This is a genomic window from Aureicoccus marinus (assembly GCF_002954325.1).
Lineage (GTDB): Bacteria > Bacteroidota > Bacteroidia > Flavobacteriales > Flavobacteriaceae > Aureicoccus > Aureicoccus marinus.
On sequence record NZ_MQVX01000001.1, the window covers coordinates 1,820,776 to 1,832,800 of the forward strand.

Genomic DNA, 12,025 nt, shown 5'->3' on the forward strand with positions numbered 1-12,025 from the left:
TTATTGCGCACCCTTTTATCTGCCTTGCCGTTATCGCTTTGGCTCACTTTTTACCTGGTGTCCACGTCGATACCTTCTTCACCGCGATTTGGGTAGCCGTAGCCTTGGGTATTTTCAACTTCTTGGTCAAACCTTTCCTGATCATTCTGACTCTTCCCATTACCATCATAACTTTGGGATTTTTCCTGTTGGTGGTCAATGCCCTGATTATTCAACTCGCCGATTATTTTATCAGTGGATTTCAGGTAGACGGCCTCTGGTGGGCCATTCTTTTCAGCTTGTTACTCTCTCTGCTGCAATCCCTTCTCTTTAAAATGCTGAAAGAGGACCCTAAGCCACACCGAAAGCCCAGAGCAGAAGGAGAATAAGTATTTGCTCCACCTTTTAAAATAGACTACTTTTGCTCCCCCTTTTAAGGATGTAAAGTTGACGTATGAATATTACTAAGGAGCAGATTGACGATCTGAACGCAGTTGTAACTGTAGCTGTAAGCAAAGAAGATTACCAAAAGAACGTAGACGGAATTCTTCAGAATTACCGTAAACAAGCCAATATTCCTGGGTTTCGGAAAGGACAAGTACCGATTGGACTGATCCGCCAGCAATACGGAAAAGCTGTTCTGGTTGACGAGGTAAACAAACTTCTTCAAGATTCTTTGAACACTTACCTCAAAGAAGAAAAACTAGACGTTTTGGGCAACCCATTGCCTCGTCTAAAGGAAGACTTTGATTGGGACCAAGAGCCCTTGGCTTTTGAGTTTGAATTGGGTCTGGCTCCATCCTTCGACGTTAAGCTAAAAACAAGAAAAAGTATTACCCACTTCCAAATCAAAGCCGACAAAAAGGAAGTCGATCAACAGATGGAGCGAATCCAAAAACAGTACGGCAAGTTGATCAGCAAGAACGAAGTGACCAAAGAGGATGAAGTGACGGGTAGTTTCCGTAATGCCGAGGAAGAAATCGAGCACAAAACCACTTTTGAAGTCAGCCAAGTCGCTGCCAAGAAAGCAGCCAGCACTTTGGTTGGTGCTAAGCCTGGTGACATCGTCAAACTAAAGACAAAAGGGCTTTTCAAAGAAACCTACCAACTGGCTGGAAACCTTGGAGTCGCAGCCGATAAGGCCGAAAAACTCAATGTGGAAGTTGATTTTGAAATCGAAGAAGTCAACCACAGAGAAGCAGCCGAATTAAACCAGGAGTTATTCGACAAGATCTTCGGCCCAGACCAAATCCATTCAGAGCAGGAAATGCGCGATAAAATCGTGGCTGATTCTGAAGCCCAGTTCGTACAGCAGTCCGACCAAAAATTGCTCAACGACATCACGGAACGTCTTATTGAACAATGCGACTTTAAACTACCGAATGACTTCCTGAAAAAATGGATCCAAGCCAGTTCTGAGGAACCCATTTCTGATGACCAGGCCAAAGAAGAGTACGAAAAGTCTGAGAAAGGGATTCGCTACCAACTCATCGAAGCCAAAATCATCGATGAGCACGGTTTAAGCGTATCACAAGAAGAACTTATCGATTTTGCCAAAGGATTTATGAAATCTCAGATGGCTCAATACGGTCATATGAATCCTTCCGAGGAGGAGCTTTCTTCTTTGAGCATGCGTATTTTAGGGAACCCGGAAGAGGCCAAAAGACTGTCACAACAGTTGATGAGCCAAAAACTGTTGGAGCTCTATAAAAAAGAGGCAAATCTGAAGGTAAAGGAAGTTTCTTATGAAAACTTTATCAAGGAAGCCTATGGCAGTTAGCCGGTAAAATAGCTGTATCTTTAAATCGCTTTTAGGGAAACGTTGAAGGTTTCCCTTGATTTACTTGTCGATAACTATGGACTACGGAAAAGAATTCAAAAAGTTTGCTACCCTGGATCAAGGAGTAAACAGCCTTTATTACGATAAAATCATCAGCAGCATGTTCCCGACGAGCATGACGCCGAACATCATTGAAGAACGCCAAATGAATATTGCCGTCTTTGATGTATTCTCTCGCCTGATGATGGACCGAATCATCTTTATGGGAACAGGAATCAACGACCAGGTCGCTAACATCGTCCAGGCCCAGCTCCTTTTCTTGGAGAGTACGGATTCGACGAAAGATATTTCTATTTACATCAACTCGCCAGGTGGCAGTGTTTATGCCGGTTTAGGTATCTACGACACCATGCAGTTTATCAAGCCTGATGTGGCGACCATCTGTACGGGGATTGCTGCCTCTATGGCTGCCGTACTCTTGTGCGCTGGTGAAAAAGGAAAACGCAGTGGACTTACCCACAGCCGAGTGATGATTCATCAGCCCCTTTCAGGTGTGCAAGGACAGGCCTCAGACATTGAAATTGCGGCCAAGGAAGTGCTTAAACTGAAGGACGAACTCTACCATATCATTGCTAATCACAGCGGACAAACCTTCGACAAAGTTTACGAAGACAGTGACCGCGACTACTGGATGAAGGCCGAAGTGGCCAAAGAATACGGGATGATCGACGAGATTCTCGTAAGGGAAAGGGACTAGTTCCGACTATTGTGATCTACTGATAATCATGTAGATACAAGAATTACTTTCGATTTTCGTTAGCTATCTTAGAGATGTATTATGGCCAAGGATAATTTAGAATGTTCATTTTGTGGGCGAAAAAAGCCAGAGACCAACCTGTTGATTGCCGGGCTTGACGCGCACATCTGTGACCGTTGCATTGAGCAGGCCCACAGCATTGTTGCTGAGGAGTCCAAGCAAAGCAAGGGCCAGGATATCAATGCTGAACTGGTCCTTAAAAAGCCCATCGAAATCAAGGAGTTCCTAGATAGCTTCATCATCGGGCAAGAGAGAACCAAAAAGGTCATGTCTGTGGCGGTATACAACCACTACAAACGTCTACTTCAACCCCGATCTCAGGAAGACGGCATTGAAATTCAAAAAAGTAATATCGTCATGGTCGGTCAAACCGGTACCGGAAAGACCTTAATGGCTAAGACGATTGCTCGAATGCTCAATGTACCCTTAGCCATTGTAGACGCCACCGTATTGACGGAAGCCGGATACGTAGGGGAAGATGTCGAAAGTATCTTGACACGCCTGCTTCAGGCGGCTGATTACAATTTAGAGAAGGCCGAAAGAGGTATTGTCTTTATTGATGAGATCGACAAAATTGCCCGCAAGAGCGACAACCCCTCCATCACCAGAGACGTTTCTGGTGAAGGGGTGCAACAAGGTCTGTTGAAACTCCTCGAAGGAACCGTGGTTAACGTTCCACCGAAAGGAGGACGTAAGCACCCGGATCAAAAATTCATCGAAGTCAACACGGAGAATATTCTCTTTATTGCTGGCGGAGCATTTGATGGAATTGAACGACTGATCACCAAACGCTTAAACATGCAGGCGGTCGGTTATAGTGCATCTCGTGCCGAGGATCAGTTAGACAACGAAAACCTCTTGCAGTACATCATTCCAAAAGACCTCAAGGAGTTTGGTTTGATTCCAGAAATCATCGGACGTTTACCCGTGTTAACCCACATGAATCCGTTGGACCGCAAGACCCTACGTGCGATTCTAACGGAGCCTAAGAACGCGATCATTAAGCAGTACGAGAAGCTGTTTTCTATGGACGAAATCGACTTCAGTATTGATGACGAAGCCCTGGAATTCATCGTAGAAAAAGCAATAGAGTACAAACTCGGCGCCCGCGGATTGCGTTCGTTGTGCGAAGCTATCTTTACGGATGCCATGTTTACCCTGCCATCGAGCGATGACAAAGAATTCCACGTCACCAAAGCTTACGCTGAGGAGAAGCTCTCTTACGAGACCATCAACAAATTAAAAGCGGTCAGTTAAGCCGATCGCAGGCTGTGCTCCACTTCAATCAAATGGCTGCAGATACACTGCGCGATGTGATCATCCATATACATACTGGAACCGAAACGAGGTATGATGCTCAGGTTTTTGTCTTGCGACTTCAACTTTGAGCATTCATCTCTTTCTCCGTAGTAGAAATAGGCGGGTACTTCCCCTACATGATCGACTGGTGCCAATTCCGTAGAAGAAACCAACCAAAGGGATTTAGGGTTTAGTTCCGGAGCAACGGTTTCCCAGACCAACTGACTTCCCAATCCGAATCCCATATAAACGGTATCCTGACCGGCACTATTTTGTTTTTCTGCTTGAATAAATGCCTGCTGAGCATGGCTCCAGGCATTGTCCAAAAAATCAGATCTCATCGAAACAAGATCCTGGGAAGAAAGACGGAATTTACCGAGTTCCTGAAGGTCGTAGTAAGTAATTTCGAAATACGGGTGAAGAGCGGCGAGGTAGGTGGTGATCCACTTGTCTTTGCGGTTTCCGGATACATCCGAAACCAGGACTAATCGTTGTGACATGCGTTGTAGGTTAAATTTGGGTTCTACATTAACGCAAAGAAGAAGTCCAATATTGCCCTAATTCATCGAGAGGAGCTCATCCAGGTACTCTCGACTGTTCGAAAGTCTTGGGATTTTATGCTGCCCACCCAGCTTGTTCTTGGACTTCAACCAATCATAAAACAAGTCTTCTCGGGCAATGTGCAGGACAGGTCGACGCAAAGTGATATCGTTGGCTCGCTTGGCTTCGTAATCGGAGTTTAAATCCTTCAAGACCTCGTCCAAAACAGTAGTGAATTGTTCTAAGTCTTTGGGCGGAGTTCGGAATTCGATAAGCCATTCGTGCGCTCCCTTCTCCTTCCCTGACATAAAAATAGGCGCCGCCGTATACTCTTTAATCTCTGCACCGGTTTGAATGCATGCCTCCCGAAGGGCCATCTCGGCATTTTCTATAATGAGTTCTTCCCCGAAGGCATTGATGTGGTGTTTGGTCCGCCCGCTAATCTTCACTCGATAGGGGTTCAAAGACGTAAAGCGAACCGTATCGCCGATACTGTATCTCCAAAGACCCGCATTGGTGGTAATGACCATGGCATAATTCACCCCGAGTTCAACCTCCCAAAGCGGTACCGCGTTTAAAGGTTGGGTATGGTATTCGTCCATGGGAACAAACTCGTAAAAAATACCGTAATCCAGCATCAACAACAGATCGTCTGCATCGTTGCGATCCTGAATCCCAAAAAAGCCTTCCGAGGCATTGTAAATCTCGTAGTACTTGAAGTTAGCCCTTGGCAAAAGTGCTTTGTACTGCTCCCGATAGGGAGTAAAACTCACTCCTCCATGGAAGTAAACTTCTAGATTCTCCCAGACTTCAAATAAATGCTCTTTCCCTGTCTTTTCCAACACAGCATTGAGTAGAACCAACATCCAAGAGGGCACACCCGCTAAGCTGGTCACTCTTTCATTGATACTCTCCGAGACGATGGCCTCCAGCTTAGATTCCCATTCAGACATCAAGGACACCTTGCTGCTCGGGGTACTGCTGTACTCCGCCCAAAGTGGCATATTATCGATGAGAATAGCCGAGAGGTCTCCAAAAAAAGTACCGTTGTCTTCGTAGAGTTCCTTACTCCCTCCCAGTCGCAGACTTTTACCCGTAAAGAGTTGAGAGTTTTCGTTGTTATTCAGATAAAGACACAGGAGGTCCTTGCCTGATTTGTAATGGCAATCCTCCAGAGCCTCCTGAGAAACGGGTATAAACTTACTCTTGGCATTGGTGGTTCCACTACTCTTGCAAACCAACGGATTTGGGTCGGCCAGAAAATATTTTGTTCTCCTAAGCGGGTTCTTTCGATCTGAGGGGCAATCTCTTCGTATTTGACAATAGGGATGCGTTCTGCAAAATCCCGGTAGCCATTCATAGAGCTAAAGTCGTACTGTTTTCCGATTTCGGTTCCCTTGGCAAAATAGGTCAGCTGTTGGAGTACTTCGAGCTGCACATCCGCGGGATATTTGAGAAAGAGTTCGATTTGGTGATACCGTTTGCGCAGCAACCAGGACGCTATAGAATTAAAGAGGGGTATAGGCATTTTCGGTATCTTTGGCCCGGTGAGGCATAATGGCTAAAATAGCCTTAAATCCTCGTTTTACAAATACAATTCAAGCATGCTTTTTCAGGGGGTTCTCCGCAAAATGTCAACGGTTTTTGACCAGCCCATCCACTACTTTTGGCAATTGGGTGAAGATCGTCTTCACGTCAATCAACTATTGGGTAAACGCCTCGAAATTCAGTTTATTGGGCAACAGTGCCTGAATTGCGGCAACGAGCGTCCGATCTTTCGCCAAGGCTTTTGCAGAAGCTGTTTTTTTGAAATCCCCTCTGCCGGAGATTGGATCATGCGTCCCGAATTAAGCACCGCACATCTAGACAAAGAAGACCGGGATCTCGCCTACGAGAAAAAGGTGCAATTACAGCCCCATATTGTCTACTTGGCCAACTCGAGTCATGTCAAAGTTGGAGTAACCCGTAAAAGCCAGATTCCTACGCGCTGGATTGACCAAGGAGCTCACCAGGCCATGGCCATTTTAGAGGTTCCCAACCGCTATTTGGCCGGAATAACCGAGGTTGCGCTGAAAGAACAAGTCAGTGACAAAACGAGCTGGCAAAAAATGCTAACCCAAAAAGAGGAAACAGCTGACTTGCAAGCCCTTTACCAAGAAGTAAAGTCACTCTTTCCGGAGGAGGTAAGGGAATATGCGGTGGAACACCCCGAACAGTGGAACCTGCATTTTCCGGTCGAAAAAACACCAGAAAAAGTCAAGAGCTTAAACCTCGAAAAGGAGCAACAGTTTGCTGGCCAACTCAGTGGCATCAAAGGGCAATACCTGATCTTTGAAGACAACCGGGTCCTCAATGTGCGGTCCAACGAAGGAACGGTCATTGGCCTAAACATCTTCAATAGCTAAAGAGGCTTAGTTCTTTTTGGTGGTGGTGTCTTTTTTCTTGCCCAGTAGACCCCCAAGCAGGGATTTGGCCTTATCCTTGACCGCGTCCTCTTGCTGAGTACTGTCCTTTTTCTTCCCTCCTAAAAGACCTTCCAAAAGGTTACCGGCTTTCTTAGAACCGTTATTCAAGAGCTTGTCTTTTTGCAGTTCGATCAGGCGCTTGCCGAGATTCGTTGTAGCCGATTGGAGATCCGACTCTAAACGAGGCGAACTGTAATAGCCCGTAATTTTACCCTCAATAGGTATGCGCAAGGCATTCAATTCCGGATCGTTCATGGACTCGAGCATACGAGTGATATCCTCGCCCAGGTAGTTTACCGGGACATCCATCCGGATGCGGTAATCCAGCAATTGATCAAAAGCATGCCCACCACTGATTTCGATAGGAATGTCTTTGTACCGAAGGGTGAAAGGCTTCAACTTTACTTGGCCATTATCAAAATCCAGCTCAGTTTTTAAGTCTTGTACAGGAAGTGACTCAAAGTCGATAAACGCAAAACCATTGTCCAGCGCCGCCAAAAGAGGAGCCTGCTCCGCATTGATCTTGGTGGTGGTAATACGTGAATTCAGGAGTCCTTTCATGGTTCCCAGATCCAAGCTCAGGTTATCCTTGAGGTTCCCTTCAAAACGGACTTCGGACTGGAGTTTTCCATCAAGGGCCTCTCCTACTGGGGCTAAAACCTTGAACAAGGTCAAGGAGTTGAAGGCTTCCGATACTTTTAAAGACTGGGCCTTCATCCCCAGAGAAAACTCAGGCAGGGGTTCCTTGGTCGAAACCAAGCCATTCACTTGAATGCTTCCGCCCAAAAGCTCCCCTTGCAAGTTGCTGATGGTTGCGGTTTCTTCCTTGATTCGAAGTTGACCACTGACATTGCGCAGGGTCAGGTTGTCGTACAGCACCTTCTTCGCTTTGGCGTCGATGGTACAATCCAGGATGGCCGGAATCTTGATTTTTTCCTGAACCAATTCAGGGCTATTGGGTCCGCTTCCCGGGGAATCTTCGCTTTCTATGGCTTCGTCTACCATAAAATCATTGACGACAAATTGCTCCGAATTCATCTGAAAACGTCCTTCCATACTCTCCTTATTAAAAAAGAAGCCCAGAAGGTTGTCAATACGTCCAGTAGCACTAAAATCCGTTTGTCCCAGCTTTCCGTCGAAGTACTTTAAGTCGACCATCTTTGGGGTAAACTCCACAGCAGCCAACTTGACTTGTAAGGGATTCTGTAGCTCTTCCCCTGCGTACTCAAACTCCAAAAGATTAAGGGTTCCCTGGGTCTTGGTATTCTCGTATCGCTTGGCCTCAACATCAGACATCGAAAACTTGGTGCTGATATCGGCGACCAATATCCCCCCTAAATCATAAGTGGAAGGCATTGGATAAGCCTTGGCTAGGTTACTCAAATTGAGCTTTCCTTTGATCTCGGCATCTACGGCGGTGTTGCCCGTCAGATTTTCGATCAGGGCCTTCATTCTAAAGCGATCACCATCCAGATTAAAAGCGAGTTGCTTGAGATCCAGGTAGGTCTCTTCTGCCTTCCCAGAGGTATTTAAAATTTCGGCCTCGATATTGACCTCATTGACCGATTTGTCCAACTCCGGATACTTGAAGGAGGCATTGTCCGCGTCGATTCGAATGTCAAAGGTTGGAATATTGGTTTCATTCAGAATCCCTTTCACTTTTCCGTTCACCGAAAAATTCCCTCGGGTTTGCACCCCTTCGATATCTTGTGAAAAGCGTTTTGGAATTACGGCCAGAAAGTTTTTGAAATCGGAAGAAGGAGTTCTAAAATTCAAATCCAGCAGCTGGTGACTTTCGTTGAGTTGAACAAAGCCATCAAAAACCAGGGGCAACTGATTGATTTGCGCCTCATTCTTTAAAAAGACGTACTTATTGAGATTCAAATTGATCCCTATTCCCGCTTTCAAGGCGATTCGCTGATCCGTCAAATAGGCCATACTGTCATAAGAAAAGGAAACCAAGGCTTCGGTTTCGGTCTGCAGATCTGATACCGCTAATCCCAAGTCACCCCAACCGTTGTGGCGGATATCGCGCACTTCTAAAAAGGTTCCGCTTTCCTGATCACGGTAATTCACCCGACTTCTTTTGATGTGGTATTCCTTCAAATCAAAACTCACTTGCCCTGAGGAACCTCCATCGGTGCCCGTAGCAGACTCTCCACCACTCTTAGCAATATCATAGTTGTTACGGCCAGTGGAATCCACCACCACGTTCAGAAGGGCATCTTCCAGCTCCAATTTTTTCACTCCGATATCACTGGAACTTCCTTGAAAAATGACCCCAAGTGACATTTCCAGATCAATTTGCTCGGCCTTGAACAAGGTGTCTCCCTCAAAAGGAGCTTTATTAACCAAAGCCAGTTGATTGATGGTAATATGTGCGTCCGGAAATCCCTTCCACAAACTGAAATCGACCGACTCAAAATCCAGGGTCGCATCAATTTGCTCGTTGACCTTTTCTTTAAAGAGGTCCGCCAGCTTGCCTTCGACCAGGTAAGGCAAAGCAATAGCAATACCGGATACCAGGAGGATAGCGTAGAATAAAAGTCGTTTGATGGTTTTCATACCTCAGGCTTTTTATTGGGTTATAACAGCGCCCTAGTCCAAAGAAATCTCTTCTCCTACCTTTAAACCAAAACGGCGTCGTATGATATATACGAACAAATAGAGCAAAGGGGTGTCGAAGAGGGCAATCATTACTTTAAAAAGGAAACCCGCAATAACCAAACCGTAAAATCTCGACCAGGCAATTTCTCCAAATGAACAGAGCAACAAGACCACGGTAAAGGTGTCGATAAACTGAGAAGAAAAAGTCGAAAAGTTATTTCTGAGCCACAGGTATTTACCCGCTGTCATCCGTTTCCAGAAGTGGTACACCTGAATGTCGACAAATTGAGCCAACAAATAGGCCATCATCGAAGCAAACACGGCGACGATGGTGTTTCCAAAAACATCCGTAAACATTTCATTATTGACCGGAGACCATTCCGTAGCCGGCACAGCGGAAGCGGTGTACACAATCAACAAAGAGAAAAAGGAGGCAAAAATCCCTGCAATGACCACCTGATTGGCTTTCTTCTTTCCGAAGATTTCGGAAATCAAATCCGTAATCAAAAAAGTGATAGGATAAGGTAAAATACCGACCGATATTTCGAAGATGGGTGCACCAAATATGGTAATATCACCAAAGGGTTGCCAATAGAAAAACTTCTGAAAGATCAGGTTGGACACCACCAAGGAGGTGATGAATAAGGCCCCCATATAGAGGTAAATCTGATAGGCCAGTCGCTTGTCGGCGAGCTTCATAAGACTATTTAATATTTAGCTGAAAAGGCATGTGAGCTTGCACTCCTTGGGCTTCCGACAGATTTTTAACCTGCTTGTAAGCCTTGTAGAGTTCACTACCCAATTCCTTTTCTAGGGTCTTTTCTGCCATACGGGATTGGGCTCCTCCTAAACCATCCATCAACCGCTCGAATTCCGATTTAAAGCGAGGATACTTGGTCACGCGGTAAGAAGACATTTCGGCCAGCTTGGCTGCTTCTTCTATCGCTGCTTCCAAAGATCCCAACTCATCTACCAATCCAATTTCAACAGCCTCTGCCCCGCTCCAAACACGGCCTTGGGCAATCTTATCGACCTCTTCAACAGTCATTTCGCGGCCCTCAGCCACACGGCTTAAGAAGGTATCATAAGTGCGCTCCACACTCTCCTTAACCTGAGCTCTAAAGGAGTTCGACATGGGTTCGAAAATGGAGTAATCCACGCTGTTTTTGTTGGTCCCGACCTGCTCGGCATTGATCCCAATTTCCTGAGCAAACTCACTGAAGTTAGGAATGGTTCCGAAAACACCAATCGAACCCGTAATAGTGGTCGGTTCTGCAAAGATTTTTGTGCCGGCTACGCCAATGTAGTAACCTCCGGAAGCAGCCACATCTCCAAAAGAAACCACAACGGGCTTCACTTCTCGGGTCAGTTGTACTTCTCTCCAAATCAAATCCGAAGTCAAAGCGCTTCCTCCGGGAGAATTCACGCGTAGAACAACTGCCTTGATGTTGTCGTTGTTACGGGCTCTTCTCAAAGCAGAATTGATCGTTCCCTGCCCGATCACCTGTGGAGACCCCGAGCCATAGCCGACTTGCCCTTGGGCATAGATCAAAGCAATTTGCTCCTTCCCCTTCTTCAGGCGTTTGGACTTGGCGTATTTCATATAATTCTTGAGACTTACAGCCGGTATTCTTGCCTTCTCTCCAATGTTTAATTCGGTTCTTAGACGGGCATCGTACTGATCTTGGTAGACCAAAGAATCGATCAATCCATTCAGCACGGCCAGCTCCGGAGTTCTACCGCCCAATTCATCGGCGATGCGGTTGAGTTCAGAGACATCAATACCTCTTGTTTCTGCAACATCTTCCAGCATGCTTCCCCAAAGTGATTCAATCAGGGATTTGATTTGCAGGCGGTTTTCGTCGCTCATGCGATCAGCTAAAAAGGGCTCCACGGCACTCTTGTACTTTCCGTGGCGCACCACTTCCATTTTAACACCGGTCTTCTCCTGAAAGTCCTTGAAGAAAAGCACTTCACTCGAAAGCCCTTTAAAGTCCATGATCCCTTGTGGGTTCAAAAAGACCTCGTCCGCGACACTGGCCAGGTAGTATTCCTTTTGACCGTAAAAATCTGCGTAGGCGTAGATGAATTTTCCCTCTGACTTAAAGTCAAGCAGGGCTTCTCGAATTTCTTCTGTTTGGGCCATTCCGGCCAACAGGCTGCTGGTCTTGATGTTGATGCCTTTGATGCGGCTATCATTCTTGGCCACGCGAATGGCGTGGAGGATTTGATCCAATCCGGCCGATTCTTCAAACAAACCAGAAAAAGGGGCATCTGCTGGAGTCCCTACATAATCCACAATCGGCTCACTAAACTGCAGTTCCAATACTGAGTTGTTGCGAATACTCACTGGATCCTCAGCACTGCCGAGAACAGAGATAAAAATGACAAACATGAACCAGAATATCCCCAGTGCAACCAGGGTCCCCATGATAGAGGCTAAAAAATTCCTCAAAAACTTCATATAAACTTTCTTAGTGCATAGCTTAAACGCTAAAGATACGCAAAGCCGTGTTTCCTTATATGTCTTTCTCGAAA

At 46.0% G+C, this 12,025-nt stretch carries 9 protein-coding genes and 1 pseudogene; 5 read left to right on the forward strand and 5 right to left on the reverse strand.

Annotation, left to right across the window (positions count from 1 at the left end):
* Positions 1–38: 38 nt before the first annotated feature.
* From BST99_RS08500 to clpX, 4 genes are all read left to right on the forward strand, one after another.
* Positions 39–368, forward strand: coding sequence for a phage holin family protein (locus tag BST99_RS08500; RefSeq protein ID WP_317046144.1), 330 nt, complete (start codon positions 39–41; stop codon positions 366–368).
* 65 nt (positions 369–433) lie between these two features.
* On the forward strand, positions 434–1,759 hold the full coding sequence (gene tig, locus BST99_RS08505) for a trigger factor (protein WP_105001418.1): 1,326 nt from the start codon (positions 434–436) through the stop codon (positions 1,757–1,759).
* Between the two features lie 76 nt (positions 1,760–1,835).
* Entirely contained in the window at positions 1,836–2,516 is a 681-nt protein-coding gene (gene clpP, locus BST99_RS08510) for an ATP-dependent Clp endopeptidase proteolytic subunit ClpP (protein WP_105001419.1), read from the forward strand.
* An 81-nt stretch (positions 2,517–2,597) separates the two neighbouring features.
* Positions 2,598–3,833, forward strand: coding sequence for an ATP-dependent Clp protease ATP-binding subunit ClpX (gene clpX, locus BST99_RS08515; protein WP_105001420.1), 1,236 nt, complete (start codon positions 2,598–2,600; stop codon positions 3,831–3,833).
* Here clpX and BST99_RS08520 read toward each other — a convergent pair.
* Together BST99_RS08520 and BST99_RS08525 are read right to left on the reverse strand one after the other, a co-directional pair.
* On the reverse strand, positions 3,830–4,375 hold the full coding sequence (locus BST99_RS08520) for a hypothetical protein (RefSeq protein ID WP_105001421.1): 546 nt from the start codon (positions 4,373–4,375) through the stop codon (positions 3,830–3,832). The two genes, clpX and BST99_RS08520, sit on opposite strands and share 4 nt — an antisense overlap.
* A gap of 57 nt (positions 4,376–4,432) precedes the next feature.
* A pseudogene (locus BST99_RS08525) lies at positions 4,433–5,943 on the reverse strand (GH3 auxin-responsive promoter family protein).
* Positions 5,944–6,019: 76 nt separating this feature from the next.
* Between BST99_RS08525 and BST99_RS08530 the strand changes: the two are divergent.
* Positions 6,020–6,820 carry a DUF2797 domain-containing protein gene (locus BST99_RS08530; protein ID WP_105001422.1) on the forward strand — a complete coding sequence of 267 codons (801 nt, stop codon included), beginning with the start codon at positions 6,020–6,022 and terminating at the stop codon, positions 6,818–6,820.
* A 6-nt stretch (positions 6,821–6,826) separates the two neighbouring features.
* Here BST99_RS08530 and BST99_RS08535 read toward each other — a convergent pair whose 3' ends face one another.
* Genes BST99_RS08535 through sppA form a run of 3 tightly spaced genes read right to left on the reverse strand, consistent with a single transcriptional unit; the run spans position 6,827 to position 11,951 of the window.
* A complete protein-coding gene (locus BST99_RS08535; RefSeq protein WP_105001423.1) occupies positions 6,827–9,445 on the reverse strand; it encodes an AsmA family protein in 2,619 nt (872 codons plus the stop codon).
* 33 nt (positions 9,446–9,478) lie between these two features.
* Positions 9,479–10,186, reverse strand: a complete 708-nt coding sequence (locus BST99_RS08540) for a queuosine precursor transporter (RefSeq protein ID WP_105001424.1) — start codon at positions 10,184–10,186, stop codon at positions 9,479–9,481.
* Between the two features lie 4 nt (positions 10,187–10,190).
* Positions 10,191–11,951: a signal peptide peptidase SppA gene (gene sppA / locus BST99_RS08545; protein WP_105001425.1), complete on the reverse strand. Its 1,761-nt coding sequence runs from the start codon at positions 11,949–11,951 to the stop codon at positions 10,191–10,193.
* Positions 11,952–12,025 lie beyond the last annotated feature (74 nt).

What these genes read in the sequence shown, in the direction of transcription:
- tig (WP_105001418.1), top strand. Translation starts at nt 434, where the DNA reads ATGAATATTACTAAGGAGCAGATTGACGATCTGAACGCAGTTGTAACT.
- clpP (WP_105001419.1), top strand. Translation starts at nt 1,836, where the DNA reads ATGGACTACGGAAAAGAATTCAAAAAGTTTGCTACCCTGGATCAAGGA.
- clpX (WP_105001420.1), top strand. Translation starts at nt 2,598, where the DNA reads ATGGCCAAGGATAATTTAGAATGTTCATTTTGTGGGCGAAAAAAGCCA.
- BST99_RS08520 (WP_105001421.1), bottom strand. Translation starts at nt 4,375, where the DNA reads ATGTCACAACGATTAGTCCTGGTTTCGGATGTATCCGGAAACCGCAAA.
- BST99_RS08530 (WP_105001422.1), top strand. Translation starts at nt 6,020, where the DNA reads ATGCTTTTTCAGGGGGTTCTCCGCAAAATGTCAACGGTTTTTGACCAG.
- BST99_RS08535 (WP_105001423.1), bottom strand. Translation starts at nt 9,445, where the DNA reads ATGAAAACCATCAAACGACTTTTATTCTACGCTATCCTCCTGGTATCC.
- BST99_RS08540 (WP_105001424.1), bottom strand. Translation starts at nt 10,186, where the DNA reads ATGAAGCTCGCCGACAAGCGACTGGCCTATCAGATTTACCTCTATATG.
- sppA (WP_105001425.1), bottom strand. Translation starts at nt 11,951, where the DNA reads ATGAAGTTTTTGAGGAATTTTTTAGCCTCTATCATGGGGACCCTGGTT.